The organism is Cryocola sp. 340MFSha3.1, assembly GCF_000383315.1.
Classification (GTDB): Bacteria; Actinomycetota; Actinomycetes; order Actinomycetales; family Microbacteriaceae; genus Leifsonia.
In genome coordinates this window covers 943,948-970,232 of sequence record NZ_KB911087.1, presented here as the reverse complement: position 1 = coordinate 970,232, position 26,285 = coordinate 943,948, and the positions used below count along the sequence as shown (strand labels likewise).

General features: G+C 67.6%; 23 protein-coding genes and 1 tRNA gene. 20 read left to right on the top strand and 4 right to left on the bottom strand.

Going from position 1 to position 26,285, the window contains the following annotated elements; all coding sequences use genetic code 11:
- The first annotated feature begins 270 nt into the window (after nucleotides 1-270).
- The 3 genes from H284_RS0104670 to der are packed head-to-tail and all read left to right on the top strand — an operon-like array spanning nucleotide 271 to nucleotide 3,525.
- Complete coding sequence (locus H284_RS0104670) at nucleotides 271-1,359, top strand: prephenate dehydrogenase (RefSeq protein WP_020075330.1); 1,089 nt, start codon at nucleotides 271-273, stop codon at nucleotides 1,357-1,359.
- The gene (gene cmk, locus H284_RS0104665; RefSeq protein WP_029042818.1) at nucleotides 1,356-2,027 is read left to right on the top strand and encodes a (d)CMP kinase; all 672 of its coding nucleotides are present in this window, start codon (nucleotides 1,356-1,358) and stop codon (nucleotides 2,025-2,027) included. The genes H284_RS0104670 and cmk overlap by 4 nt, the downstream gene beginning before the upstream one ends.
- On the top strand, nucleotides 2,020-3,525 hold the full coding sequence (gene der / locus H284_RS0104660) for a ribosome biogenesis GTPase Der (protein WP_020075328.1): 1,506 nt from the start codon (nucleotides 2,020-2,022) through the stop codon (nucleotides 3,523-3,525). Before cmk ends, der begins: the two co-directional genes overlap by 8 nt.
- Nucleotides 3,526-3,644: 119 nt before the next feature.
- Here der and H284_RS0104655 read toward each other — a convergent pair whose 3' ends face one another.
- Nucleotides 3,645-5,570, bottom strand: a complete 1,926-nt coding sequence (locus H284_RS0104655) for a hypothetical protein (RefSeq protein WP_029042817.1) — start codon at nucleotides 5,568-5,570, stop codon at nucleotides 3,645-3,647.
- Between the two features lie 252 nt (nucleotides 5,571-5,822).
- On the opposite strand from H284_RS0104655, the gene H284_RS0104650 reads away from it, so the two are divergent.
- The 7 genes from H284_RS0104650 (at nucleotide 5,823) to H284_RS21310 (ending at nucleotide 12,033) form a co-directional block, all read left to right on the top strand.
- Complete coding sequence (locus H284_RS0104650) at nucleotides 5,823-8,264, top strand: glycosyltransferase family 2 protein (protein ID WP_020075327.1); 2,442 nt, start codon at nucleotides 5,823-5,825, stop codon at nucleotides 8,262-8,264.
- On the top strand, nucleotides 8,264-9,874 hold the full coding sequence (locus tag H284_RS0104645) for a chitinase (protein ID WP_018190196.1): 1,611 nt from the start codon (nucleotides 8,264-8,266) through the stop codon (nucleotides 9,872-9,874). The genes H284_RS0104650 and H284_RS0104645 overlap by 1 nt, the downstream gene beginning before the upstream one ends.
- 198 nt (nucleotides 9,875-10,072) lie before the next feature.
- Nucleotides 10,073-10,258, top strand: coding sequence for a hypothetical protein (locus tag H284_RS0104640; protein WP_018190197.1), 186 nt, complete (start codon nucleotides 10,073-10,075; stop codon nucleotides 10,256-10,258).
- Between the two features lie 81 nt (nucleotides 10,259-10,339).
- Nucleotides 10,340-10,413: transfer RNA gene (locus H284_RS0104635), tRNA-Pro, on the top strand.
- Nucleotides 10,414-10,785: 372 nt separating this feature from the next.
- A complete protein-coding gene (locus H284_RS0104630) occupies nucleotides 10,786-11,241 on the top strand; it encodes a hypothetical protein (protein ID WP_231371068.1) in 456 nt (151 codons plus the stop codon).
- A gap of 258 nt (nucleotides 11,242-11,499) precedes the next feature.
- Nucleotides 11,500-11,664 carry a hypothetical protein gene (locus tag H284_RS21145; protein WP_231371067.1) on the top strand — a complete coding sequence of 55 codons (165 nt, stop codon included), beginning with the start codon at nucleotides 11,500-11,502 and terminating at the stop codon, nucleotides 11,662-11,664.
- A 3-nt stretch (nucleotides 11,665-11,667) separates the two neighbouring features.
- A complete protein-coding gene (locus tag H284_RS21310) occupies nucleotides 11,668-12,033 on the top strand; it encodes a DUF6984 family protein (RefSeq protein ID WP_502685484.1) in 366 nt (121 codons plus the stop codon).
- Nucleotides 12,034-12,070: 37 nt separating this feature from the next.
- On the opposite strand, the gene H284_RS0104615 is transcribed toward H284_RS21310, so the two are convergent.
- A complete protein-coding gene (locus tag H284_RS0104615; protein WP_018190201.1) occupies nucleotides 12,071-12,967 on the bottom strand; it encodes an AraC family transcriptional regulator in 897 nt (298 codons plus the stop codon).
- Between the two features lie 122 nt (nucleotides 12,968-13,089).
- On the opposite strand from H284_RS0104615, the gene H284_RS0104610 reads away from it, so the two are divergent.
- From H284_RS0104610 to H284_RS0104600, 3 genes are read left to right on the top strand one after another with little or no spacing between them, the layout of a single operon-like run.
- Entirely contained in the window at nucleotides 13,090-13,869 is a 780-nt protein-coding gene (locus H284_RS0104610; protein ID WP_020075326.1) for an SDR family NAD(P)-dependent oxidoreductase, read from the top strand.
- Entirely contained in the window at nucleotides 13,866-14,699 is an 834-nt protein-coding gene (locus H284_RS0104605; RefSeq protein ID WP_020075325.1) for an SDR family NAD(P)-dependent oxidoreductase, read from the top strand. The genes H284_RS0104610 and H284_RS0104605 overlap by 4 nt, the downstream gene beginning before the upstream one ends.
- Entirely contained in the window at nucleotides 14,696-15,892 is a 1,197-nt protein-coding gene (locus tag H284_RS0104600; RefSeq protein WP_018190204.1) for a low temperature requirement protein A, read from the top strand. Before H284_RS0104605 ends, H284_RS0104600 begins: the two co-directional genes overlap by 4 nt.
- Here H284_RS0104600 and H284_RS0104595 read toward each other — a convergent pair.
- Nucleotides 15,889-16,842 carry a glycoside hydrolase family protein gene (locus tag H284_RS0104595; protein WP_018190205.1) on the bottom strand — a complete coding sequence of 318 codons (954 nt, stop codon included), beginning with the start codon at nucleotides 16,840-16,842 and terminating at the stop codon, nucleotides 15,889-15,891. The genes H284_RS0104600 and H284_RS0104595 overlap by 4 nt on opposite strands.
- Nucleotides 16,843-16,967: 125 nt before the next feature.
- Here H284_RS0104595 and H284_RS0104590 point away from each other — a divergent pair, with 125 nt between their 5' ends.
- From H284_RS0104590 to H284_RS0104560, 7 genes are all read left to right on the top strand, one after another.
- Nucleotides 16,968-18,413 (top strand): glycoside hydrolase family protein, encoded by a 1,446-nt coding sequence (locus H284_RS0104590; RefSeq protein ID WP_018190206.1) that lies wholly within the window; start codon nucleotides 16,968-16,970, stop codon nucleotides 18,411-18,413.
- Nucleotides 18,414-18,456: 43 nt separating this feature from the next.
- Nucleotides 18,457-19,791: an ABC transporter substrate-binding protein gene (locus tag H284_RS0104585; RefSeq protein WP_018190207.1), complete on the top strand. Its 1,335-nt coding sequence runs from the start codon at nucleotides 18,457-18,459 to the stop codon at nucleotides 19,789-19,791.
- Nucleotides 19,792-19,853: 62 nt separating this feature from the next.
- Nucleotides 19,854-20,735: a carbohydrate ABC transporter permease gene (locus tag H284_RS0104580; protein WP_018190208.1), complete on the top strand. Its 882-nt coding sequence runs from the start codon at nucleotides 19,854-19,856 to the stop codon at nucleotides 20,733-20,735.
- A complete protein-coding gene (locus H284_RS0104575) occupies nucleotides 20,732-21,637 on the top strand; it encodes a carbohydrate ABC transporter permease (protein WP_018190209.1) in 906 nt (301 codons plus the stop codon). Before H284_RS0104580 ends, H284_RS0104575 begins: the two co-directional genes overlap by 4 nt.
- Nucleotides 21,638-21,674: 37 nt before the next feature.
- Complete coding sequence (locus H284_RS0104570; protein WP_018190210.1) at nucleotides 21,675-22,721, top strand: LacI family DNA-binding transcriptional regulator; 1,047 nt, start codon at nucleotides 21,675-21,677, stop codon at nucleotides 22,719-22,721.
- Nucleotides 22,722-22,841: 120 nt separating this feature from the next.
- Complete coding sequence (locus H284_RS0104565) at nucleotides 22,842-25,337, top strand: glycoside hydrolase family 32 protein (RefSeq protein WP_018190211.1); 2,496 nt, start codon at nucleotides 22,842-22,844, stop codon at nucleotides 25,335-25,337.
- A gap of 65 nt (nucleotides 25,338-25,402) precedes the next feature.
- On the top strand, nucleotides 25,403-25,981 hold the full coding sequence (locus H284_RS0104560) for an RNA 2'-phosphotransferase (RefSeq protein WP_018190212.1): 579 nt from the start codon (nucleotides 25,403-25,405) through the stop codon (nucleotides 25,979-25,981).
- 16 nt (nucleotides 25,982-25,997) lie between these two features.
- Here H284_RS0104560 and H284_RS0104555 read toward each other — a convergent pair whose 3' ends face one another.
- Nucleotides 25,998-26,216: a hypothetical protein gene (locus H284_RS0104555; protein ID WP_018190213.1), complete on the bottom strand. Its 219-nt coding sequence runs from the start codon at nucleotides 26,214-26,216 to the stop codon at nucleotides 25,998-26,000.
- Nucleotides 26,217-26,285: the final 69 nt, after the last annotated feature.

Sequence of the window (26,285 nt, the reverse complement as noted above, 5' to 3'; positions counted from 1 at the left end):
GCTCATCCCCGCGGCAGCCTCGGCGGGAACGGAGGCGGTTCGGCGCGTGCCCGCCGCTGCGACCTCCGTTCATCGTCGGGCGCCGGCGTGTCGGCCCGAGACTCCTCCGTTTGCGCGTACCCACCTCAGCTGTGGCGAACGGAGGTCTCCTCCCGCGCCGCGCCGGGCGTACGCCGAAAACGGAGGGGATCCGTGACGGATATCGCCGAAGCCTCCTCCGAGACCGGTCGAGTGCGAAAACGGGCGGCACGCGCTGGCTAAGGTGGACGGGTGACTGAGATCTCCGCCCGCCTCTCCGGCCCCGTCCGCGTCGTCGGCGCGGGGCTGCTCGGCGCATCCGTCGGACTCGGGCTGCGCGCCCGGGGCGTCGACGTGCTGCTCGCCGACGCGTCGCCCGCGCACCTGCGGCTGGCGGCGGACTATGGGGCGGGTCGGCTCGACGACGGGGGAGCGGAGCCCGCGCTCATCGTGGTCGCCGTGCCGCCGGACCTCACCGGGAAGGTCGTCGCGGAAGAGCTGGCCGCGCATCCCGATGCCATCGTCACCGATGTCGCCAGTGTGAAGGTCGCTCCGCTCGCCGAATTGCAGGACGCCGGGGTCGACCTCGCCCGCTACGTCGGGGGCCACCCGCTCGCCGGGCGGGAGCGCGGTGGGCCCTCGTCCGCGCGCGCCGACCTGTTCATCGGCCGGCCCTGGGTCGTCGCCGCGCGCCCTGAGAACCCGCGACCAGCCGTGAGCCTGGTGGAGGCGCTCATCCTCGACCTCGGCGCCACCCCGGTCGAGATGGATGCGGCCGAGCACGACGCCGCCGTCGCTCTCGTCTCGCACGCGCCCCAGCTCGTCTCCTCCCTCATGGCGAAGCGCCTGGCGGACTCACCGGACACGGCCCTCGCGCTCGCGGGGCAGGGCGTCCGTGACGTCACGCGCATCGCCGCGAGCGAGCCGGAACTGTGGGTCCAGATCCTCGGGGCGAACGCGCCCGCCATCGTCGAGATCCTCCGCGCCTACCGCGACGACCTCGACCGCGTGCTCATCGCCCTCGGCGACCTCGACGCCGCGGGAGCCCGCCGCACCATCGCGGAGGAGATCGCGGGCGGCAACATCGGGGTGTCCCGGCTCCCGGGCAAGCACGGCCAGGACCGGAAATATTCGCGCTTCGTGGTGATGGTGGAGGACCGCCCGGGCGAACTGGCGCGCCTGCTGCACGAGCTCGGCGAACTCGGCGTGAACATGGAGGACCTGCGCCTGGAGCACTCGCCCGGCGCGGCCTTCGGCCTCGCCGATATCGCGGTGCTGCCCGAGGTGCTGCACCGCACCGTCGAAGACCTGACCGAACGTGGATGGAGGATCACCGGATGACCGAGACAATTGTGGTCGCGGTCGACGGACCGGCCGGCAGCGGCAAGTCGAGCGTGAGCAAGGCGGCCGCCAAGCGGCTCGGCTGGGCCTACCTCGACACCGGCGCCGCCTACCGCGCGCTCAGCTGGTACGTCGTGGAGCGGCAGGTCGACCCGACGGACGCCGCGGCGGTGATCGACTCCCTTCCCGACTTCGACTACCGGATCGGCACCGACCCCGACACGTACCACGTGTTCGTCGGCGACGCCGACGTGACCGAGGCCATCCGGACGCCGGAAGTGACCGCCGTCGTCAGTGCGATCGCGCGGGTCCCCGAGGTGCGGGAGTTCCTCACCGGGCTGTTCCGGCACATCATCCGCACGACCGACCGCGACGGGATCGTGGTCGAGGGCCGCGACATCACGACCGTGGTCTGCCCGGATGCGCCGGTGCGCATCCTGCTGACCGCCGACGAAGCCGTTAGAATGGCCAGGCGTTCCGCCGAGCTGGCCGGCCATTCCGCCGCCCACGTCGGCGAGGCACTTCGGAGACGCGACGAGGCCGACGCCCGTGTCGTCGACTTCATGAACGCCGCGGACGGTGTGACCACCGTCGACTCCACCGACCTCGACTTCGACCAGACCGTCGACGCGGTCATCCAGGTCGTACAGAAAGCAGCACATGTCTGACATCGAAAACGAGCCGACCGGCGACGACGACCTCGTCACCCGGCTTTCCGAGCTCGACGAGGAACTCGCCGTCCAGCGCGCCAACGCGCTGCGGAGCGGTCTCGAAGAGTACGAGCTCGACGAGAGCGACCTCGACATCCTCGAGGTCGCCGGCGAGGACGTCGACGGCATCACCTACCTGCCGGCACTACCGGTGCTCGCGATCGTGGGGCGGCCGAACGTCGGCAAGTCCGCGCTCGTCAACCGCATCCTCGGCCGCCGTGAGGCCGTCGTCGAGGACACTCCGGGTGTGACGCGCGACCGCGTCTCGTACCAGGCGGAGTGGAACGGTCGCCGGTTCACCCTGGTGGACACCGGCGGCTGGGAGCCCGACGCCCGCGGGATCGACGCCTCGGTCGCCGCGCAGGCGGAGGTCGCCATCGATCTCGCAGACGCGGTGCTCTTCGTCGTGGACGCGACGGTCGGCGCGACGTCGACCGACGAGCACGTCGTCCGGCTGCTCCGCAAGACGAAGAAGCCTGTCTTCCTCGCCGCGAACAAGGTCGACGACGCACGCCAGGAGCCGTATGCGACCGAACTGTGGTCGCTCGGCCTCGGCGAGCCGCATCCCGTCTCCGCCCTGCACGGCCGCGGTGTCGCGGACCTGCTGGACGAGCTCCTGAAGGTGCTGCCGGAGGTGTCGGCCGTCGCCAAGCAGGAGGTCGGCGGTCCGCGCCGCGTCGCGATCCTGGGTCGTCCGAACGTCGGCAAGTCGTCGTTGCTCAACAAGGCCGCGGGGGAGGAGCGCGTCGTCGTCAACGAGCTCGCGGGCACAACGCGCGACCCGGTGGACGAGCAGGTCGAGCTCGGCGGCCGCATCTGGCGGTTCGTCGACACCGCCGGAATCCGCCGCCGCGTGCACCTGCAGCAGGGCGCCGACTTCTACGCGTCGCTGCGCACATCCACCGCGCTGGAGAAGGCGGAGGTCGCCGTGGTCGTCCTCGATGTGAGCGAGCCGATCAGCGAGCAGGACGTCCGGATCATCGACCTCGTGCTCGAGTCGGGCCGCGCGCTCGTGCTCGCGTTCAACAAGTGGGATCTCCTCGACGACGACCGTCGCCGGTACCTGGAGCGGGAGATCGAGCAGGATCTGGCGCACGTCTCCTGGGCGCCGCGGGTCAACATCTCCGCGCGCACCGGGCGCCACCTCGAGAAGCTCGTCCCTGCGCTGGAGCTCGCGCTCGAGTCGTGGGACACCCGCATCCCGACCGGCAAGTTCAACGCGTTCCTCGCCGAGCTCACGGCCGCGCATCCGCACCCGGTCCGTGGCGGCAAGCAGCCGCGCATCCTCTTCGGCACGCAGGCGACGAGCCGCCCGCCGACATTCGTGGTGTTCACGACCGGGTTCCTCGACCCGGGCTACCGGCGGTACATCATCCGCCGCCTCCGCGAGGTCTACGGCTTCGAGGGCACCCCGATCGTCCTCAACATGCGCGTCCGCGAGAAGCGCAAGCGCTGACCCCGTCCCCGTCCACCCACCGTCGAGTACGCAAAAACTGCACACAAAACCGCCCCGCGGTGTGCAGTCTGTGCGGAGTCGACGGTGTGGCTGTGGGGCGGAGTGGCGGAGGGGCGACGTCAGCGCTGGCGGGCCACGTCGAGGATGGGGTCGAACGCGTCGGGGTCGTGGACGACCACGACCGGGGCGGTCCCTCCCGGGAAGAGGCGGCGCACCGCATCCGGATCGGCGCGGTCGTCGACCGTGACGTCGATGGACTCGCGCCAGCGCCCGTCCGAGAGCCGCTGCACCGTCGCCTCCCAGGTGATCCCGGGCGTCGACCGTGCCTGCAGCCGCAGGTGGATGCCGACAGCACGCCGCCGCGCGAGCAACGACAGCAGTCCCCGGTACACCGCGGTGCGTCCGGCGGCGATCAGCCACGGATCGAGCTCGCGGACCAGCATGTCGGCGTTCCACAGGATCGTCGTCGCGAACCCGCTGCGCGACTGGTAGACGTCGACCGCGATGACGCCCGGCAGCCGCCGAACGGTCTGCCGCAGCGTCCCGCGCGTGATGCCCTCCTCGACCGTGCTGTGCAGGTAGAACGGGACCGATGGCCGCGGCGGCAGCCCGCCCGCACGCACGGCGGCCCGGTCGTGGATTCGCTGGCCCGGCCCGAAGAACGGCGCCAGCCCGGCGAGCAGCAGGGCGACCGACCCATCCGGCGGGTCGGCCTCCACCATCGCCGCCGTGTCCGCGTAGGCGGTCGACTGGTGCAGCGCTCCGATCCGGAATCCGAGCGACAGCGGCGGCCGCGCCTTCACCGTGAGGAAGGGCGCCCCGAGCGACCCACGAAGCGGATTCTCGCGCCCTTCGATCCGCGGAACCGGATCGAGCACATGCTCCAGCGCCAGCACGCTCACCGTCGGCGGCACGACGATCCGCCCGAGCGGTGAGCCCGCCACCACCAGATGCGTGACATCGAGCCCATCGGCGACCGCCGAGGCGGCGATCTGCGCGGCGACCATCCCGCCCAGGCTGAACCCAGCCAGCAGCACGGGCTCACCCGGCCGGATGCCCGCCTCCCGCATCGCCGCCAAGCTCGCGCGCGCCACGGTCGGCTCGTCGCCTGCCCCGATCAGCAGGTCCGCCGTGAGGTCGTTGGGCGCCGCGCCGGCCCGCGGATGCCAGGACTTCGTGCTCGCGAACTGCACGATCCAGCGCCGGCCGGAATGCCCGGACGGCGGCACCTCCACGATCCGTACGGTCGCGACGTCGGCGCGGTCGTCGAGGTCCGGGTCGCAGAGGTCGTCGATCTCTCGCTGGCTGAGCAGCACATCCCGCAGCGAGCGGATCGACCGGCGACGCATGGCTCCGGCGGCGATGCCCGGCTGCCCGAGGGGATCGGGGGAGGGCCCCAGCGGCAGCCCCAGCAGTCCCGCGGGCACGTCGGGCAGTCCCGGCGTCGGCGTATAGTCGTCGCCGGCGAGCGGGTCGTTCCACCAGTCGAGGACGTCACGGATGAGCGGGAACGCGCGCCCGAGGAAGTCGTCATAGCCGGTCAGCACCGCGTCGTGGCCGTCGCGCAGCAGCCCGCGCCTGCGACCGAGGTTGACCACCTTGCGCAGCAGCGAGGGCAGCGTGAACACCGCGAGGTAGGGTTTCGCCCGCCAGCGGGGGAGGAACAGCCCGACCAGCGACACCAGCAGAGCGAGCGGCGAGAGCAGCCACCCGGTGACGCGTGCGACGCCTCCGACGGTCCGCGGCACGAGCGACAGGTACAGGCCACTGAGCGCGACGCGTCTGTTACGTCGGGTCGTGGGCGGCGGTGCGCCGAAGGGATACGGGATGCGCCGGGTGCGCTGCACCGCGTACCAGACCCACGCCGCCGCTACGGAGAGCAGCCAGCCGACCGCCGCGAGGACACCGCCGAGCACACCGAGAGCCAGGAGCAGCATCCCGAACAGCAGGGCCACGGGGATTCCGACCACCAGGCCCACGAGCAGGAGCAGGGTTCCGAGCGGGCTGCGCCCCCGCCACAGCTGCGGTGACGGCTGCGACGGCATGCGGCCAGCCTAGACCGCACCCTCCGACACGCTCCCGACCTTTGATGCATATGCATGGAGATCGGTCAGCGCAAGCGCGACACACCGGCCGAATCTGAGAAAGGAGGCAGGGAAGCCACCCCAAAGAGGGGGCGACCCTAAAAGGGGTATTTGTACCCCGGATTGTCCTCACTAGTGTGGACAACCGGGAGCCACCCGACCGTGCCCACCCGAGGGCCGGGCTCCCGTCTTCTGAAGGACGCATACCCGATCATGAGTTCTACAACCGCATACACCCCTGCCCGAAAGCGCCAGCTCGGCTCCGAGAAGCGCACAGAGCCGCTCCCGACGGTCCACCCGAAGCCCTCCGACCGGAAGATCACCTGGAGCCGCGTCGCCATCGTGCTGACCGTCCTCTTCTGGGCGATCTACGTGGTCACCACGATCATCCGCCAGTTCATCGACAGCGGCAGCCAGAACTTCCGCTTCACGATGGAGGCCATCGGCTACACGGTCGTCGTGACCTTCCTCACCTTCTCCGCCCTCATGTATCTGGTGGCCCGGCAGGGAGCGCTCCAGCGCTTCCAGAAGCACGTCCGCGTGCCGCGTGCCGAACTCGACCGCCACTTCGCCGACAACCAGCCGTCGATCACCGTCCTGGTCCCGTCGTACGCCGAGGAGCCCGAGGTGGTGCGGATGACGCTGCTCTCCGCCGCCCTGCAGGAGTTCCCCTCCAAGCGGGTCGTGCTGCTCCTCGACGACAACCCCGACCCGAGCGACCCGGATGTTCGTGAGCGCCTCGAGGCGACCCGCGACCTCGCGCACGACATCAGCGCAACGCTGGCCGAGCCCCGTTTCCGGTTCTCCGACGCACTGATGCGCTACGAGCTCGGCGACACCGGCGTGTATGCGACCGACGAGGCCGCGCGGGAGCTCGCCGACCACTACCGCTGGGCCGCCCAGTGGCTCTACGCCCAGGCGGACGCCCACACCGTCGAGGACCACGTCGACGTCTTCTTCGCCGACCAGGTGCTCCGCGCTCTCGGCGACGACCTGGCGCTGACCGGCGAGGCCGTCTCGGCCGCGATCGCCGAGGGCGCCTCGCTCACCAGCAAGCGCGTCGCGCAGTTGTACCGTCGCCTGTCGTGGACGTTCGACGCCGACCTCGCCGTCTTCGAGCGCAAGAAGTGGGCGTCCCTCTCGCACGAGGCGAACAAGGCGATGAACCTCAACGCCTACATCGGCCTGATGGGCGGCACCTACCGCGTCGAGGAGACGCCGGAGGGACAGATCCTCAGCCCGGTCGCCGCCGGCCAGCGCCGCCCCGGTGACATCGAGATCCCGGACAGCGACTTCCTGCTGACCCTGGATGCCGACTCCATCCTGCTGCGCGAGTACTGCCTCCGGCTCACCTACTTCCTGCAGCAGCCCGACAACGCCCGCGTCGCTGTGACGCAAACGCCGTACTCGTCGTTCCGCGGCGCCGGCACCCGCATCGAGCGTCTCGCCGGTGCGACCACCGACATCCAGCACATCCTGCACCAGGGCAAGTCGTACTACGGCGCGACGTTCTGGGTGGGCGCGAACGCGGTGATCCGCAAGAGCGCGCTGGACGACATCGTCGAGACCGAGTTCGTCGGCGGCTTCGAGGTGCGCCGCTACATCCAGGACCGCACCGTCATCGAGGACACCGAGTCGAGCATCGACCTCGGCACCCACGGCTGGACGCTGTCCAACTACCCCGAGCGCCTCAGCTACTCCGCGACCCCGCCGGACTTCGGTTCGCTGATCGTGCAGCGTCGCCGCTGGGCGAACGGCGGTCTGCTGATCCTCCCGAAGCTGTGGCGTCAGGTGAAGGAGCGGAAGCGCCGCGGCGAGACCGTCTCGCGCATCGAGCTGCTGCTGCGCGTCAACTACATGGCGTCGATCAGCTGGGCCAGCTTCGGCCTGATCTTCCTGCTGGCGTACCCGTACGACGGCCGGCTGCTCAGCCCGATGGTGCTCCTCGCCGCGCTGCCGTACTTCATCAGCCAGGCGGCCGACCTGCGCTACAGCGGGTACAAGGCCACCGACATCTTCCGGATCTACGGCTTCAACCTCATCCTGCTTCCGGTGAACCTGGCCGGTGTCCTCAAGTCGATCCAGCAGTCGCTGACAGGCAAGAAGATCCCGTTCGCCCGCACGCCGAAGGTCAAGAACCGCACGGCGTCGCCGCTGCTGTACGTGATCGCGCCGCTCGCGATCGTCGCCTTCTCGCTGTTCACGCTGTGGCGTGACGTCAACGCGCAGAACTGGGGCAACGCTGCGTTCGCCGCGTTCAACGCCACCCTGGCGATCTGGGCGATCGTCGCCTACATCGGCATCTGGAACACCATCGTCGACATCTGGATCGGGATGACGAAGCCGCTGTACGTGGACAAGTCGCGCCGCCGTTCGACCGAGGAGGCCGCACCGCAGACCGCATCCATCGACTGGCGTTCCGTGCTCTACCACGGCCACGCGGGCGGCGAGGTGCCGCACCTCGCCCGGGTCGGCGCGGTCGTCGACGCCCGGACCGAGGACGCCGAGGTGCCGCTGCAGGGCTCGGAGGTCCCCGTGAATGGCGCTGCCGCCCAGGCGGTGGAGGCGTCCGGCGCCGAGGGCTCCGAGGCAGCGGCCGCCGCGAACGGATCCGCTCCGGCCGAGTCCGTCTCTGGCGAGAGGCAGGCCGCCTGATGGCTCGCGCATCCCAGAAGAAGATCTCGGCGGACGCCGTCGAGCGCGCACAGGCTCCCGAGTCCGCGAGCGGCCGCCGCCTGTCGCCGTGGCGCGTGATCGGCGCCGCCCTCGTCGCCATCGTCGTCGTGTCCGCCGGCGCGGTCGGCCTGCAGTGGTGGAGCGCCCGCGCGGCGGTCGACGCGAAGCCGTGGTTCGCCTCCTACGTGGATGTGACGGCGACGCCCCGGTTCGCATTCGAGAACCTGGGCGGCACGACGACGAAGGATGCCGTCCTCTCGTTCGTCGTGTCGTCGCCGTCGGACCCGTGCGCGCCCAGCTGGGGCGGTGCCTACTCGCTCGACCAGGCTCGTGGATCCCTGGATCTTGACCGCCGCATCGCGCGCCTCCAGCAGCAGGGCGGCACCGTCGCGGTGTCGTTCGGCGGCCAGCGGAACGACGAGCTGGCTGTGCACTGCGTCGACCCGTCCGCGCTGAAGAACGCGTACGCGTCCGTCGTCGACCGCTACAAGATCGGCACGATCGACCTCGACCTCGAGGGCGGCGGACTCGCCGACAAGGACGCCGCCGCCCGCCGCGCCGAGGCGATCGCCGCACTGCAGCAGGAGCGCCGTGCCGCGGGCAAGAGCCTCGCCGTGTGGCTGACCCTGCCCGTGGCGCCCACCGGGATGACCTCGGACGGCACGGATGCGATCGCCGCCATGCTGAAGGCGAAGGTCGACATCGCCGGCGTCAACGTGATGACCATGGACTTCGGCGACGCCAAGGACGCGAAGACCTCGATGGCCAAGACCGCGGAGTCCGCCGTGTCCGCCGCCCAGCGCCAGCTCGGCATCCTCTACGACCGCGCGAAGCTGCACCAGAGCGACCCCAGCCTCTGGGCGAAGCTCGGCGCCACCCCGATGATCGGCCAGAACGACATCGAGGGCGAGGTGTTCACGCTTGCGGACGCCGCCTCCTTCAACAGCTGGGCGGTGTCGAACGGCCTGGGGCGCATGTCGATGTGGTCGGCGAACCGCGACAAGACCTGTGGGTCGAACTATGTGGATGTGACCGTCGTCTCCGACGCCTGCAGCGGCGTCGACCAGGGCAAGACGTCGTTCGCGACCGTCCTGGCGAAGGGCTTCGACGGACACATCGCGCTGGGGGAGGGCGCTGTCACGACGGCCGAGCCGACCTCCACGGCGACCGCGGACGACCCGGCCCACTCGCCGTACCCGGTGTGGGCGTCGAAGAACTCGTACCTCAAGGGCACGAAGGTCGTCTGGCACCACAACGTGTACCAGGCGAAGTGGTGGACGAAGGGCGACGTGCCCGACAACCCCGTGCTGAACGCGTGGGAGACGCCGTGGGAGCTCGTCGGCCCGGTGCTCCCGGGCGAGACGCCCATCCCGCAGCCGACCCTGCCCGCCGGGACGTACCCGACCTGGGCCGGGACCAGCGCCTACGACAAGGGGCAGCGCGTCCTCTTCGACGGGGTACCCTACGAAGCTAAGTGGTGGACGCAGGGCGACAGCCCCGAGGCCGCCAGCGCAAACCCCGACTCGTCGCCCTGGACCCCGCTCAGCCAGGACGAGGTCGACCAGATCATCGGCGGCTCCAGCCGCTGAACCCAGCTCGGCGGCGGGACGCTGACTCCCCCCACTCGCGCCCCGTCGCCGACTCATACCTGGACACCCGCTGCGGGGCGGGGCGGTCCGGGCGCCCGTTCGCACAGGTCATTCGGCCGGTGCGACGGCGCAGTGCCGGCGGGGATCCGTGTGCCTTCGGGTGGCGCACCGCATCCCTGCCGGCACGAAAGACAGGCGATGACGCTCGCGGCGGGGGCCGACACCGACGGTGACCTTGACGTCGACTGCCACCGCGACGCCGGCTCCGGCCACCGCGTCGCCCGACGACCCGCTCGACGCGCAGGCCGCGTGGTCGTCATCTGTCACCTCGGCGGCACCCTGGGCTCGCCGAAGCTGATGGACTGGGTGACGAAGGACATCTGACCCGGCGTGCGCGGGGCACCTCTCCGACACGGTAGGATGGTCGAGTTGCCCCGCGCGGAGCCTCGGCTCGGGCGGCGACAACGGGCTGTGGCGCAGCTTGGTAGCGCACTTGACTGGGGGTCAAGGGGTCGCAGGTTCAAATCCTGTCAGCCCGACGCAGTGAAAAAGCCGGTGGGCACGAGGTCGCTTCGCGACCGACGTGCCCACCGGCTTTTTCACTGCTCGCTGCTGTCTATTGGGGTCCCCGCGCGCGAGGGGCTCCGGGCGCCGACCCGAGCGCAGCGAGAGCCGGCGTTTGGGGGAGCGGGTGGGGCGCAGCCCGACGCAGGGCTCGACGGGGCAATGGCTCTCACGCAATGCAACATGTCGTTGCTCTCTGTAAAGCTTCGCAGGCGAGCGAGCTTGTTGATCAATTCGTCGAGTCGATAGCGTTCGAGAGCGAGCGGCGAATGACGCCATTCGACGGGGTCCGTCGGCAGTGTTGTAGCGGACCATGGCCCGACCGGCCCACGTAGGCGATGAGGGAGATGCAAGAACGGTTCGGAATCGAGCTTGACGGCGCGGTAACGATGGACCTCACCGAGGACTTCCGGCCAATCAACCAGACGATTCCCGCTTTGTTGTCCCAACTTGACGGAAGCAACTCGTTCGCCGTGCTGGTCTGGAAGCTACCCGAGGGTGTCAAGAGCGTAGCTGACCTGAGTGCTGATTACTTCCCGGAGAGTTTTATTCAGTGTGCGGGCGCAGCCGACAAGCTGACCGTTGAAGTGCGACTTCAGTTCGATGGCACCGGGCGTCTCTTCACGGTCGGGAGGCGCTCGCGTAGCGAGGGCAGTGCCTCGAAGGTACAGGTGCAGTGGTCGAACTTTGAGGTACAGGTCGAACAGAGCGAAGCCTTCTCCTATCAAGAGGCCTCAGATATTTTCCTCGCTCACATCGAAAGTGGCGCGATCCCTCCCGTTTACGAATTGAGGGGCCACTGATGCGGCCAGCAAACGGGCGCCTAGGCGCGTCTTGCCGCCCTTCGACTCTCGGGTCGAGGGCCAAGTGGATTGGTGCTGAGAGTGAAACCTAGCGAGGCTCTACCCGATCTGGTGATGAAGGTTCGATTCCTTAGCACCGAGGAGGGGGGTCGCATGACGGACATAGGCGGGAATGCCGACCACTACTCCTGCCCGATCGGTCGTGGTGACCCGACCATGTACGACTGTCGCGTTTGGCTCCGCGGAAGGGTCCTGCGGTTGGGTCAGACCTACGATGTGGAGGCTTCGCTGCTGGACCCGGATGCATGGCTCGATCGCTTTTCCGTAGGCGACGTCATGGCACTCTGGGAAGGTCGGGCGATTGCGACCGGTGAAGTGGTGGCCGTCCGCGCGCACAAGACCGATAAATCATTGCCGAAGTAGGAGGTGTCAGTCGACGTGTCCCTCTCGCGGTCCACTGTGATTGAGCTCGTAACTCGGGCTGTCGAAGGTCTCCGGGGAGATGATCGGTTGCTGAGCTCACAGCTCCCCAACCTTGATGTGAGTGGCATTCACGGTACGGACAGTTTCCGATTGACTCCGACTCAGGGTGTGCAGTTGGGCGATGTCCGTGGAGTCTTTGCGGATGCGGAGGTCGCCGATACCGATGGGGTGTTCATACATCTCTTGCTGCATGTCGTGAACGGCAAGCTAGCGGAACTAGAGGTCTACCGAGATGATCTCGCGCCCGTCAGAGCACGTATCTCCGCGGATGACATCGCCTTCTACATCCATGGACCGTCGGAGGCGTAAGACCTCACTTACGTGACGAGGTTCTCTCCGAAGACGGTCACGCCCGCGCCGACCCGCGCAGCGCGACCGCGTCTTCACTGGGCGACGCGCCGAACTCGCGCCGGTACTCCCGGCTGAACTGCGACGGGCTCTCGTATCCGACCGCGTAGGCGGTCGCGCCGATGTCGCCCGGGTTCGCGATCAGGCGCAGCCGCGCTTCCTGCAAACGGATGCTCTTCTGGTATTGGATCGGGCTCATCGAGGTGACCGCGTGGAACGCTCGGTGAAACGCTGAGGGGCTCATCCTCGCGCGTTCGGCGAGCTCGTCGACGCGGAGCGGCTCGGAGAAGTGCTCCCGTATCCAGCGAACGACGTGGCGGACGCGGCTGAGGCTGCTGTCGGCGAGTCCCAGCTGTCGCACGGTCGCGCCCTGGTCGCCCGACATGATCAGCCAGAGGATCTCCCGTTCGATCATGGGGGCGAGCACCGGGATGTCCCGGGGGTGGTCGAGCAGTCGCAGCATGCGGATGGTCGCGTCCAGCAGCCGCGGCGAGGTCTCTCCGACGGCGATCGCCGGAGGGGATGACTCCCCGCGCGACGGCCGCGGGAACTCTGCCGCGGAGGCGGTCAGCATGAGTTCGGCGATCACTTCCGAGCGCAGCTCCAGACCGAATCCCAACGCGGGATGCTCGGGGGTGGCGTCGGTGAAGTGCCCGGAGACCGGGAGGTCCACGGAGGCGACCAGATATTGCCCGGCTCCGTAGTCGTGGACTGTTCCTCCCACCGAGAGTCGTTTGGTGCCTTGCGCGACGATGGCGAGGATCGTGCCCGTCGTGGATTCGTCCTGCGAACCGCCGTGGTCCATCCGCGACACGACCACGCCGGGGATCGCCGTCGGACTGACGCCACCCGGGGCGTGTTGCGCCACGAGGGCGCGGAACTCATCGAAGGACATGGGAAGAGTGAAACATCATCCCTCGAGGAAGGCATCCATTCCTGTCGAAGATGACAGTTTTGTGCAAGGAGTCGATGGGATTCCCCTAACTCGCCGCAGGGGGCTGACGGTTGTGTTGAAGCATGAGCGAACAGACATCCGACCAGAAGATCGTCGTCATCACCGGAGCGAGCTCCGGCATCGGGCGCGGCGCCGCCATTGAGATCGCCGCCCGCGGAATGGGCGTCGTCATCACCTACAACGCGCGCCCAGAGGGCGCTGAGAGGACCGTCGAGGAGATCCGGGAGAACGGAGGCACGGCGGTCGCGCTTCCGCTCGACATCAGCCGCACGGACACCTTCGCCGACTTCGCGAACACGCTCACCCGCGTGGTGAGAACGGAGTGGGGAGCGGATGGCATTCATGCGCTGGTGAACAACGCCGGTTTCGGCGGCGGGATGGGCTTCGAGGAGATGACGGAGGACGCGTTCGACGCCTACTACCGGGTACTCCTGCGCGGTCCGTACTTCCTCACCCAGGCCCTCCTGCCTCTGATCGAAGACGGCGGCGCGATCGTGAACACCTCCAGCAGCTCTGTGCGCCCCGGCGACACCGAGCCCGGCTACTCCGGGTACGCGGCGATGAAGGGCGGTCTCACCACGGCCACACGGTACCTGGCCAAGGAACTCGCCGGCCGGTCGATCCGCGTGAACTCCATCAGCCCCGGCCCGACCCGGACGCGCCTCGGCGACAACGCCTTCGAGCGCTTCCCCGAGGTGATCGACGGGCTCGCAGCGAAGACCGCCTTCGGCCGCATCGGCGAGCCGGCCGATGTCGGGAAGGTCATCGCGTTCCTCGTCTCCGACGACTCGGCGTGGATCACGGGCGAAGACATCCTGGCGACCGGCGGGTACGCACTGTGAGCGCCGGGTTCGGGACGGTCGTCCTCACCGGGGCGACCAGCGGCATCGGCGAGGCGACCGCCCTCCGACTCGCCGGCATGTCGACCATCCTGATCGCGCTCGGCATCGAATCGGAGCGGGATGCCGCTCCCGCCCTCGAACGGATCCGCCGTGCGGGTAACGCCGAGGTCCACTACATCTCGGCGGATTTCACCCGCCTGGCCGACGTCGTCTCGGCAGCGGAGCGGGTCGGCACGGTGGCACGATCGATCGATCTGCTCATCAACGACGCGGGTGTTCCTGGAGCTGCGGAGCGGATCGTCACCCCCGACGGATTCGAACGCACATTGCAGGTCAACGCACTCGCACCGGCGCTGTTCACCCGCCTCCTCATCCCCCGACTCGCCGAGGGCGCTCGGATCGTCAACGTCGGCTCCTCGGCGCACCGCGTCGAGCACTTCGACTTCGACGACGTCGACCTGGAACACGACTACACCCCGATCGCCGCCTACGCGCGGGCGAAACTGGCGATGGTGACGTGGTCGTCGCTCCTCGCCGAGGAGGAGGCCGCCTCGTCCCACGATGTCGTCGCACTGTGCCCGGGGCTCAACGACACCCCGCTCAGCGCCGCGATGATGGGTCGCATCGGCGGCCCTGCGTCGCGCGGCGCGCAGCTGGTGCTCGCTGCGAGCCGCGCAGCTGTTCCGTCGGGCAGCTACCTCGAGAACGGCCACGTCGTCCGTCCCAGCGCTGACAGCCTCGATCCGGGCAACCGCGCCCGGCTCGCCGCAGTGTTCCGGGAGCGGCTGTCGCCTTTCGTCGTTCGCGGCGATGTCCGGGCCACGCCATGAGAGGGCGCCAACAGGGTTCAGGTGATCCGCTGATCCGAGCCGTCACCAGTCGCGAGGGCGACCGCGTCACGACGCTCGAACTCTTCTTCGACCTCGCGTTCGTGTTCGCCTTCACTCAGCTCAGCCGCCTGATGGCGCAGCAGCACGATGCCCTCGGCATCCTTCAGGCGCTGGTCATCCTCGCCCTGCTGTGGTGGGCCTGGACCGCCTACGGGTGGCTCTCGAACATCGCCCACGCCGACCAAGGCGTGGTCCGCGTGGCCATGATCATCGGCATGACGGCGATGTTCGTCGCGGGCATCGTCGTCCTGGAGGCCTACGACGACCTGCCCGACGGCCTGTTCGGCCCCCTCGTGTTCGTCGGCGCCTACCTCGTCGCTCGGATCACCCACGCGATCGTCTTCGTCTGGCTCGCCGCCCCCGAGCTCCGCCGACGCACGCTGATCACCGTCACTCTCTCCGTCGTTCCGTCCGGAGGACTGCTGGTCGCCGGAGCCCTGCTCGGTGCCCCGTGGCAGATCTGGTGCACCATCGCCGCGGTGGTGATCGAGCCGATCGTCTCCTACCGCACCAGCGTCGGCGTCGCCTGGCCGGTGCGCTCCACCGCTCATTTCACGGAGCGACACGGACTGATCGTGATCCTCGCCCTCGGCGAGTCCATTCTCGGCATCGGCACAGGGGCCTCAACCGAGCCGATCAGCCTCGCCATCCTTCTCGGCGTGGTGTTGTCGATGCTGATCTGCATCGCTCTGTGGTGGGCCTACTTCACCCGGCTCGCCGGCGACGCCGAGCGGGCTCTCATGGCTGTCCCCGTCGTCGACCGCGGCCGGGCTGCCACCGACGCGTACACCTACCTCCACCTGGCCCTGGTCGGCGGCATCGTGCTCGCGGCGCTCGGCCTCGAGGTCGCGATGGCACACGCCGAGTCGAACGAGGGCTTCGGACTGTTCGGCGCCGCCGCGCTCAGCGGGGGAGTCGCCTGTTATCTCGCGGGGACCGCAGCGTTCGCTCGACGCCTCCTCGGCCGCTGGAATGTCGTCCGTCTCGTGATCGCCGCGGCCTTCGTCGCTCTCGCGCCCGTGCTCGGCATGCTCTCCCCTCTGATCGCGCTTGCGAGCGTGGTGGGCGTACTCATCGTGTTGTTCGTCGCAGAGCGCAACCTGCCGGCTCTCGCGCCGAGTGGCGAGCGCTAGAGTCCCGTCGCCACCACCAGCCGGCCGCCGTCCCACGCCACCGGCAGGGGATCCGTGATCTCGCCCACGAAGGGTGTGTGCTCTCCTGTGAGGCGGAAAGCGAGCATCGCCCACGAGCCGTCTCGGAGGCGGGCGAGACGGCCGCTGTACAGGTTCGCGTCCGTGATCGGGTAGGTGGCATCGATGTCGAACGAGCCGACGAGTCCGCCGGCCGGCGCAGCCCACACGCCGCCGGTGTGCTCGCGACGCGCGGCGCTCGCGTGTTCCGCCAGACACGAGAAGATCAGCACCGACTGACCCTCCACCGACTCGGTCTGAGTGACCTCGAGCTGCCCGAAACCGTGGTCGACGGGGGAGGTCAGCGGAGGCTGCAGAACCCAGCGGTCCAGGTCCGTGGAGGTCGCGTGTCCCACGACCCCTCGGCTGAACGGGTCGCCGGTCTTCGCGCGCGCGGTGATCAGCATGTGCCACCCTTCGCCGGCGGGATCCCGGAACACCCAGGGGTCGCGGAACGCTTCGTCGTGCCAGTCGGGGGAGAGGGTCTCGTACCATCGCGGGTCGGCGGTCAGAATCGGGTTCGCGGCCGATTTCGTCCAGTCGCGCAGGTCTTCGGAGGTGGCGACGCCGATCGACTGGATGTTCTTCACCCCATCCGGTGCAAGCGTCGACCCGGTGTAGAACATGCGCCAGAGGCCATCGTCGCCGCGGACGATGGACCCCGTCCAGGTGGCGAGGTCGTCGAACGCGGGTGCGTCCGATCGCACCAGGGCGTCCTCCACACGGGTCCAGTCCGTCAGGTCAGTGGACACCGCATGCCCGATGGACGCCCGATAGTGGCGGGCTTCGGGATCTTTCAACGCGCGCGATGCGTAGAGGAAGAACAGGTGGTGCCGCTCGCCGTCGTCGGCCAACCAGAAGTCCCACACCCAGGAGTCCGGCAAAGAGAACATCGTGAACCTTTCGTGACATCGTCGTCTGCTTAAACGCTTGACCAGGATTGTAGCCTGAGTTATCGTGAGCTGGTCAAACGCTTTAGCAGGACTCGCTGGTGGGTTCAGAAAGGTCATCGACGCCGATGCCACGCCCCGTCTTCTTCCGCCCGGCCAACGGCTGGGTAGGAGACATCATCCCGTTCGAGAAGGACGGCAGGTTCTTCCTCTACTACCTCCATGAGCTCCGGGAGACGCCGAAGCCGGGGACGCCGTGGAACCTCGTCGTGACCGACGACCTCGTGACTTTCCGCGACCGCGGTGTCGCTCTTCCGGCCGGCAGCGCCGAGGATGCCGATTTCAACGCGTACACGGGAAGTGTCGTGGAGGGGCCGGACGGGCTCGTCCACCTGTTCTACACCGCACAGAACCCGCACCGGCTGGGCGCGGACGGGCTTCCGCTTCAGCTGGTCGCCCACGCGACGAGTTCGGATGGGATGGCGACGTGGGAGAAGCATCCCCGGCTGACGTTCGGTGCTCCATCGGGCTACGAGCCCGCTGATTGGCGTGACCCGTTCGTGTTCTGGGATGACGGAAAGGGGCTGTGGCGGATGCTGGTCGCCGCCCGTCACGCGGACGGCGCGGAGCGTCGCCGCGGCGTCATCGCGGAGCTGCGATCGACGGACCTGTACACCTGGACGCCGACAGCGCCGTTCTGGGATCCGCGCCGGTACATCACCCACGAATGCCCTGACGTGTTCCAGTGGGGTGACTGGTGGTACCTCGTCTACTCGGAGTTCTCGGAGTCGTTCACCACCCGGTACCGGATGGCCCGGACCCCGGACGGCCCGTGGGTCGTTCCCGATCACGACAGCATCGACGGCCGCGCGTACTACGCGGCGAAGACGGCGGAACGGGACGGCCGCAGGTTCTTCTTCGGGTGGATCGCCACCAAGGAGGGCGACGTCGACGACGGGCCCTGGCAGTGGGCCGGCACCATGTCGATCCTCGAGGCGACGCAACGTGGTGACGGGACGCTGGGCTTCGGATTCCCGCGGGAGCTCGTCGACAGCTTCGATGAGGAGGTTCCGCTGCGTTTCCCGGAGCCGCTGCCGGTCGGCTTCTCCACACCGGACGGGTACGCCGACACGGTGTCCATCGATGAGCTCCCGGACACCTTCTACGCTCGTGCGGAGATCGACATCGAGCCGGACACGACGGAGACGGGCTTCCTGCTGAGGGCGACCGAGGACGGCGACCGCTCCTACGTCCTCCGGTTGGAGCCCCGCCGGAACCGCGTCGTGTTCGACCGGTGGCCCCGGGAGCAGACCGGCGATGCTCAGTGGCACATCTCCGGCGACGTCCCGTTCGAAATCGAGCTGGAACGGCCCTGCACGCTGGAACCCGGTCGCCACACCGTGGAGATCATCGCCGACGACGACATCCTGGTCGCCGTCATCGACCGGGCGGTGTCGCTGAGCACCCGCATCTACGGCCACCCGGACGGGCGGCTCGGATTCTTCGCCGGAGAGGGCGGCGCGACCCTCCAGGCGCTTCACGTGTACCAGCGCGCCGACACCCTGCACCAGTAACCCGAACCGCCTAGCGATTCCAATCAAAGAAGATGGAGACACCATGAAGAAACTGCTCGGGACCATCGCCGCGACCGCGGCGGTCGCCCTCGCGCTCGCCGGTTGCAGCGGCGGAGGAGGAGGCAACGCCGGCAACGTGAACCCCAGCGGGGAGATCAAGCCGCGACAGATCTCCTGGCTGCTGTCCCGCCCTGCCGACGGCGGCGTGATCACCACTATGAAGCAGATCGCAGCCGACTACGCGAAGAAGCACCCCGGCTTCTCGCTGAACCTGATCACGACCCCGGATCGCCCCTCCTACATCCAGAAGTACGAGACCCTCGCTGCAGCCAACAAGCTTCCCGAACTGTTCGACACCGACGCCACCCCGTTCGCGGCGAAGCTGGCGAAGCAGGGCAGGATGATCGACGCGGAGAAGCTGCTGAAGAGCCTCGGCCTGTACGACGACTACCGGCCGGCTGCGCTGAACTATCAGCGTTTCGACGACGGGTCTCTGTACATGGTTCCGTTCGAGTTCCAGCTGGAGTTCTTCTGGTACAACAAGGCGCTGCTGGAGAAGGCGGGCGTGGCCGTGCCGACGTCGCTGGATGACATCCCGGCCATGTGCACCGCCCTGCGGAAGGCGGGGATCACCCCGATCGCGCTCGACGGTCAGGACCAGTGGCCGCTGGAGCGGTACATGGCCTATCACCCGTTCCGTACCGCCGGCCCCGACTACATCACCAAGCTGAAGAAGGGTGACGCCAAGCTCAGCGACTCCACCGGCACCGCCGCTGTCGACTGGCTGAACCAGCTCGGCCAGGCGAAGTGCTTCGAGGACGGGTTCTCCTCCACCGGCTACTCGGATGCGCAGGGTCTCTTCACCTCCGGGAAGGCGGCCATGTACAACATCGGCACGTGGGAGCTGGGCAGCCTCGCGACCGACAAGCTCGACCCGTCGGTCCGCTCCGACGTCGACTACTTCACGCTCCCGACCACGAAGGACTCGGTGACCGCGGCGAACGAGTACGTCTCTCCCTCCGGCATCGGCATGGCCGTGAACGCGAAGACTTTCGACCCGCTCGTGCGCGACTTCCTGAAGTACGCGCTGACCGAGTACCCGAAGCGGTACGCCGCGACCGGTGCGCTGTCTCCGACGTCGAATGTGGAGACGACCATCCCGGACAATGCGACCCCGTTGTACAAGAAGGCGGTCGACCAGGCGAACGATCTCGGTGACAAGATCGCCATGCCCTGGGACACGCAGCTCGACCCCACCTCCAACACCCGGTTGCAGCAGGAGCTGACCCTCCTCGTGCAGGGGAACATCAAGCCGGAGGAGTTCATCAGCACGATGGATCAGACGATTCAGCAGAACGGTCCGAAAGCGTTCAAGTAACCCGAGCTCGGTGAGGGCGGCGCATCCCCGGTGCCGCCCTCACCAGCCCTGAAAGGCATCCCATGCTTCCCAGCCGCTCCCGGCTCTCGGTGCTGGTCTTCCTGATCCCACCACTGGCGCTGTACTGCATCGCCGTGCTGTTCCCGATCCTGCAGTCGCTCTTCCTCTCCTTCTTCGAATGGGATGGGATCAGCGACCTCCAGTTCGTGGGAGTCGAGAACTACGTCCACATGTTCACGGGCGACACGGTGTTCTGGCGGGCGTTCTTCAACGCGCTCGGCTACCTGTTCATCTGCCTCGTGCTCCAGCTCGGCGGTGGCCTCGTCGTCGCCAGCCTGCTCACCTCCCTCCGCCGGGGACGGGAGTTCGTGAAGACGCTCTACCTGCTGCCCGCGGTGATCAGCACGGTTGCGATCGCGTTCCTGTTCGCCCGCATCTACTCGTCCGACCCTGTCGGCCTGCTGAACCAGGTGCTGCAGTGGGTGGGACTGGGCGACCTGGCTCGGCCGTGGCTGTCCGATGTGAACACGGTGCTGGCCGCGGTGTCCATCCCGGAAGGCTGGCGGTTCACCGGGCTGTATGTGCTGATCATCTATGCGGCTCTGATCGCTGTACCCGCCGAGCTGGAAGAGGCCGCCCGGCTCGACGGCGCGAACGCGTGGCGGATCTTCACCAAGATCCGGTTCCCGTACATCCGGCCGGTGTGGATCACCACGGTCATCATGGCGACCACCTACGCGTTGCGCGGCTTCGACATCCCGTACCTGCTCACCAACGGTGGTCCGGGCCAATCCTCCGAGCTCCTGACCACCTACATGTACAAGACCGCCTTCACCAGCACCAATTACGGATACGCCAGCAGCATCTCCGTCTTCATCGTCGTGGAGTGCCTGGTGGCCGTCGGTCTGATCTTCGTACTGCTTCGTCGAAAGGCCGACGCATGACCGCCCAGCTGACCCGCCCCGCTCCGTCACCGATCGCGACGGCGGCGCCGCGCCGACCGGTCCGCCGGCGGCGCCGGCCGAACATCTACCGCAGCCTCAACGGCGTGATCATCGCCGTCATCGTTGTCGTGCAGGTCTATCCGCTGGCCTGGCTGTTCCTCACCAGCGTCCGGACCGAGCACGACTTCACGACCGGAAACCCGTTCGCCCTGCCGACCTCGTTCACCCTCGACAATTACGCGCGCGCGTTCGGCACAGGCAATCTGGGCCTGAACATCCTCAACAGCTTCATCGTGACGATGGGCGCCAACATCCTCATCGTCATCTTGGGGATGATGGCCGCCTACGCCATCCAGGTCCTGGGATTCCGGTTCAGCCGGGCGGTGCGCGGGCTGTTCCTCATCGGGATCATCGTGCCGGTGCAGATCGCCCTCGTGCCGCTGTTCATCGACTATTCGTCGGTGAACCTGCTGGACACCTATCAGTCGATGATCATCCCGCTCGCCGGTTTCGCCCTGCCGATGTCGGTGTACCTGTTCTCCTCGTTCTTCGAGTACATCCCGCGCGAGACCTATGAAGCGGCATCCCTCGACGGCGCCGGCCCGTACCGGATCTTCGGCCAGATCACCTTCCCGCTGTCGGTGAACACGATCGTGACGGTGGTGCTGGTCAACAGCATCTTCATCTGGAACGACTTCATCTTCGCGAACACGTTCGTCCTCTCCGACGGGTTGAAGACGATCCCGCTGGGGCTGCAGAACTACATCGGCGCGATGGGGAAGGTCGATTGGACGGCCACGTTCGCCGCGGTCTGCGTCACCATCACCCCGCTGCTCCTGGTGTTCCTGGTGCTCAACAAGGCGATGCGGTACGGCTTGGAGAGCGGCGCGACCAAGGGGTGACGGCGTGCGCGTCGCTAAGCTGAAGCAGGAGGGGGCAATGACGTCCGAGACAACCCAGCATTCCGGGCATCCGGTGACGATGCGCGACGTGGCCGAAGCAGCCGGCGTCTCCATCGCGACGGTGTCGCTCGTGATCAACGACAAGAAGAACGCCCGCATCGGCGACGACGCTCGCAGGCGCGTCCGTGAGGCGATCCGCACCCTCGGCTACCGGCCGAATGCTCTCGCCAAGAATCTCGTCAGCGGGCATTCGAAGTTCATCGGCCTGGTCGCCGACGCGATCGCCACGACCCCGTTCGCCGGCCAGATCATCCACGGCGCTCAGGACGAGGCGTGGAAGCACGGGTACGTCCTCCTGGTCGCCAACACCGACGGCAACGCGGACGCCGAGCGCGAGGCGATCGGAATGATGCTCGAGCACAAGGTCCGCGGGATCCTCTACTCCACCTGGTACCACCGGGCGGCGGCCGTTCCTGAGTCGCTCCGTGAGACGGACTTCGTCCTCGTCGACTGCTTCTCGCCCGACGGCGACGCACCCGCCGTCGTCCCGGATGAGGTCCAAGGGGGTCGGGCAGCGACGCAGCTGTTGATCGACAGCGGTCACACGCGGATCGCCATCATCAACACGACGACACCGTCGCCGGCGCATGAAGGGCGCCTCCTCGGGTATCGCGAGGCGCTGGAGGATGCAGGCGTCGCTTTCGATCCGTCCCTGGTCTTCGACGCGCTGCCGGAGCAGGAAGGCGGATACGACTCGGTCGACGCCCTCCTCGCGAGCGGTGCGACCGCGGTCTTCTGCCACAACGACCGCGTCGCGATGGGGCTCTACGACGGTCTGCGCCGCCGGGGGCTCTCGATTCCGGAGGACATGGCCGTTGTCGGCTTCGACAACCAGGAAGTCATCGCCGCTCACCTGCGCCCCCCACTGACGACGGTCGCGCTCCCGCATTACGAACTGGGCGCAAAGGGTGTCCGGATGCTCCTGGGAGTGGACGAGCACCGACGCGACGAACTGGTGACCGTCGCGTGCCCGCCTGTTCTTCGCGAGTCGATCGGCGAAGCCCGCCGCGTGCCGACGGCGTAGCGCAACGCTCTCGCCCGACCTCGCGAAACTTCGCGCGGTGATTAAACGCTTGACCGCGCAATCTTGTGTCGACTAGAATCTGGTTAAGCGTTTAACCAGTTCATCGATGAACGGAAGCCCATGCGTGTCAACGAGCCCTCTCGCCACCTGATCACTCCACGACGCATCGTCAGCGGACTCGCAGCTCTCGCCGCGGCGGCAGCGCTCGTGATCGTGCCGGCAGCCACCTCCACCGCAGTGAATCCACCGGACCAATCGTTGCGGGCGCAGTACCATCTCACCCCGCCCGATCACTGGCTCTCCGACCCGCAGAGGCCGGTCTGGGCAAACGGAAAATACAACCTCTACTACCTGTACAGCAGCCCGAACAACAGTCCCGGGGGTTGGCGTCACGCCACGACGGTGGACAACGTCGTCTTCAAGGATCAGGGAGTCGCCATTCCCCTCGGCGGGGGTGGCACCTTCCCCGTATGGACCGGCTCGGGTGTGGTCGACACGAACAACACAGCCGGGTTCGGTGCCGGCGCCGTGGTCGTGCTCGCCACTCAGCCTCCCGGCGGTGACCGGTATCAACAGTCGCAGTACCTCTGGTACTCCACCGACGGTGGGGATACCTTCACCGCCTACGGGGCGCCGGTCATCGCCAACCCCGACGGCAATGACTGGTTCCGTGACCCGAAGATCGTGTGGGACAGCGCGCACAACACCTGGGTTGCCGTGATCGGCCGGCAGCAACAGCTGTGGTTCTACACCTCTCCGGACCTCAAGAACTGGACGTACAAGTCGCAGTTCGGATACTCGTCCCCGAACATCGGCGGCTTCGAATGCCCCGATATCTATCAGATCACTGCAGACGACGGTACGAGTCACTGGGTGCTCGCCGGCAGTATGCAGGGCGACTACTCCGGGCAGCCGGACACCTACGCCTACTGGACCGGCACCTGGGATGGAACGAATTTCATCACCGACGCCCGCGACCCGCAATGGCTCGACTACGGCTCCGACTGGTACGCCGCCGTCTCCTGGCCTGACCATGACAACCCGGACACATCCCGCTTCGCCCTCGGCTGGATGAACAACTGGAACTACGCGCCCAACGCCGTTCCCACCGATGCAAGCGACGGGTACAACGGCCAGATGTCGATCGTCCGCAAGCTCAACCTCGCGAAGAAGGGGACGACGTACAGCCTGATCTCGCAGCCGACCGCCGGCCTCGACGACATCGTCACCAAGACCGTGCATCCCGCCGACGTCACCGTGAACGGGTCCGCGGACCTCGACTATCACGGCTCGGCCTACGAACTCGACGCCGACATCTCCTGGCAGCAGCTGAACAACGTCGGCATTTCGATCGGTCAGTCCGCCGACGAGAGCAGGCACACCAACGTCGGTGTCTACCAGGGGAACGTCTACGTCGACAGGTCCGGCTCGAACCAGGCGGCGTACAGCTTCGGCTCAGCATTCCAGCACACTCAGGCTCCCATCGACCCGACGGCGAAGAGCGTCCACCTGCGCATCTTCGTCGACAGATCAAGTGTTGAAGTGTTTGTGAACGACGGCGAGCGCGTGCTTTCCAACAACGTGTTCTTCCAGTCTTCCGACCGTGGAGTCTCCCTGTACACCGACGGCGGCTCCGCCACCTTCTCCAACCTGACCATCAAGGAGTTTGCGAACACCTCCACCGCCGCCGCGCCGACAGCTCCTTTCGCAGACTTCGAGGGCGGCAGCTACGGCGCCTGGACAACAACCGGTGCCGCGTTCGGGAGCGGACCAGCCTCCGGCACTCTGCCCAACCAACAGCCGGTGAGCGGGTACGCGGGGAACAGACTGGTCAACAGCTTCAACGGCGGCGACGCCTCTACCGGAACGCTGACCTCACCGGCCTTCAACATCAACAAACCCTTCCTCAACTTCCTCGCCGGCGGAGGTGACCATCCAGCGCCGTCGTCCCTCTTCGCGGACTTCGAGGGGAGCACCTGGGGTGCCGGATGGACCGCAACCGGCGATTTCGCAGGGCAGGGCCCGTCCACTGAGACGCTTCCCGGCCAGGTCGGTGCGAAGGTGCTGGATACCTATGTCGGTGGTGGTGACGGATCGATGGGCACCATCACGTCGCCTGCCTTCACCATCACCCGGGACTACATCGACCTCCTGGTCGCAGGCGGGAACCATCCGTGGGGCGCCCCCGGTGCGACAGCGGTCAACCTCATCGTCGATGGCGCCGTCCACCGAACCGCAACAGGTGCCAACAGCTCCACCATGACGCCTGTCAGCTGGGACGTGCACAGTCTCATCGGCCACACCGCGCACATCCAGATCACCGATCAGACAACCACCGGATGGGGCCACCTCATGGTCGACCAGATCCTCGTGAGCAGTAGGCCAGGGGCGACAGTCGGGGAGCCCGACGACCAGACGACGGTGAACCTCATCGTCGGCGGAAAGACCGTTCGCACCAGCACAGGGCAGGACAGTGAGCACCTTGCCTGGTCCACCTGGGACGTGACAGACCTGCAAGGGCAGAACGCGACCGTTCAGATCATCGACCACAACACGGGAAGCTGGGGCCACATCGACGCCGACCAGTTCACGCTCGCGAACACCCCAGCCAACTGAGGTCGCCAGCGATTGCACGGTACGGTGAGGAGCCGCCTCGACGAAGGCGAAGGTGAAGAGGGGGCATGCCGGTGTTCAGCGAGACGGACCTGAGTCGCGCGGTGACCCATGCGTTGCGTCATGCGCCGGGCGAGTACGGGCTTGCGGTGGACAACGATGGCTGGGTGGAGATGCGGTCATTGGTGAATGCGCTGAGCGCGGCCGGCTTCGATGGTCTGACGGAGGACGCGGTGCTTCGGATGATCGCGAACTCGTCGAAGGTCCGGCACGAAGTCGTGGGCGACCGGATTCGCGCGACGTATGGTCATTCGATCCGCATTGCGGATGATCTCGTCAACCAGGAACCACCGGTGGAGCTCTTCCACGGCACGGTCGCCGAAGCGGTCAGCAGCATCCTGGAGGCGGGAATCCTGCCGATGAAGCGCCAGCATGTTCACCTCTCGCCGGATTCGGCAACGGCGCACGAGGTTGCTCGTCGGCACGGGACGGACACGGTCCTGCTGACCGTTCGAAGCCGCGAAGCGTTCGAGGCCGGTGTTCGATTCCAGCGGCGTGGAGAACTCATCTGGATTGCCGACGCCATACCGCCGGCATATGCCAGCCGGACAACGAGCGGACTCCGTGAAGAGAAGCCAGGCGGATGACTCCGTCCACCTTTCCCTACGACGCCTGCTCCCGCATCACCTGACGCAGCGCACGGCGCAGCTCGGCCTCGATGACGCGCGCCTGCTGCGCAGTGACGCCCTCGTTCTGGCTGCGGCGCTCGGAGCCGGCGCAGCGCTCGCCGTTCCCGGTGAAGTGGATCGCCGTCCGACCGTCCGCAAGCACCGGCTGCTGCTCGCCGCAGTGTGCGCATTCCCTGAACGTGAACGAGGTCATGAGACCACGCTACGGAGGGGGTATTTCGGCAGCGTTGCGCGTTGAAGAAGAGACGATGACGGGGTGAGC

Coding starts and splice junctions, on each gene's coding strand:
- H284_RS0104645 (WP_018190196.1), top strand. CDS start 8,264: ATGGCTCGCGCATCCCAGAAGAAGATCTCGGCGGACGCCGTCGAGCGC.
- H284_RS0104615 (WP_018190201.1), bottom strand. CDS start 12,967: ATGTCCTTCGATGAGTTCCGCGCCCTCGTGGCGCAACACGCCCCGGGT.
- H284_RS0104560 (WP_018190212.1), top strand. CDS start 25,403: ATGCCGGTGTTCAGCGAGACGGACCTGAGTCGCGCGGTGACCCATGCG.
- H284_RS0104655 (WP_029042817.1), bottom strand. CDS start 5,570: ATGCCGTCGCAGCCGTCACCGCAGCTGTGGCGGGGGCGCAGCCCGCTC.
- H284_RS0104630 (WP_231371068.1), top strand. CDS start 10,786: ATGCAAGAACGGTTCGGAATCGAGCTTGACGGCGCGGTAACGATGGAC.
- H284_RS0104595 (WP_018190205.1), bottom strand. CDS start 16,842: ATGTTCTCTTTGCCGGACTCCTGGGTGTGGGACTTCTGGTTGGCCGAC.
- H284_RS0104585 (WP_018190207.1), top strand. CDS start 18,457: ATGAAGAAACTGCTCGGGACCATCGCCGCGACCGCGGCGGTCGCCCTC.
- H284_RS0104600 (WP_018190204.1), top strand. CDS start 14,696: ATGAGAGGGCGCCAACAGGGTTCAGGTGATCCGCTGATCCGAGCCGTC.
- der (WP_020075328.1), top strand. CDS start 2,020: ATGTCTGACATCGAAAACGAGCCGACCGGCGACGACGACCTCGTCACC.
- H284_RS0104570 (WP_018190210.1), top strand. CDS start 21,675: ATGACGTCCGAGACAACCCAGCATTCCGGGCATCCGGTGACGATGCGC.
- H284_RS0104555 (WP_018190213.1), bottom strand. CDS start 26,216: ATGACCTCGTTCACGTTCAGGGAATGCGCACACTGCGGCGAGCAGCAG.
- H284_RS0104590 (WP_018190206.1), top strand. CDS start 16,968: ATGCCACGCCCCGTCTTCTTCCGCCCGGCCAACGGCTGGGTAGGAGAC.
- cmk (WP_029042818.1), top strand. CDS start 1,356: ATGACCGAGACAATTGTGGTCGCGGTCGACGGACCGGCCGGCAGCGGC.
- H284_RS0104565 (WP_018190211.1), top strand. CDS start 22,842: ATGCGTGTCAACGAGCCCTCTCGCCACCTGATCACTCCACGACGCATC.
- H284_RS0104640 (WP_018190197.1), top strand. CDS start 10,073: ATGACGCTCGCGGCGGGGGCCGACACCGACGGTGACCTTGACGTCGAC.
- H284_RS0104610 (WP_020075326.1), top strand. CDS start 13,090: ATGAGCGAACAGACATCCGACCAGAAGATCGTCGTCATCACCGGAGCG.
- H284_RS0104650 (WP_020075327.1), top strand. CDS start 5,823: ATGAGTTCTACAACCGCATACACCCCTGCCCGAAAGCGCCAGCTCGGC.
- H284_RS0104580 (WP_018190208.1), top strand. CDS start 19,854: ATGCTTCCCAGCCGCTCCCGGCTCTCGGTGCTGGTCTTCCTGATCCCA.
- H284_RS0104575 (WP_018190209.1), top strand. CDS start 20,732: ATGACCGCCCAGCTGACCCGCCCCGCTCCGTCACCGATCGCGACGGCG.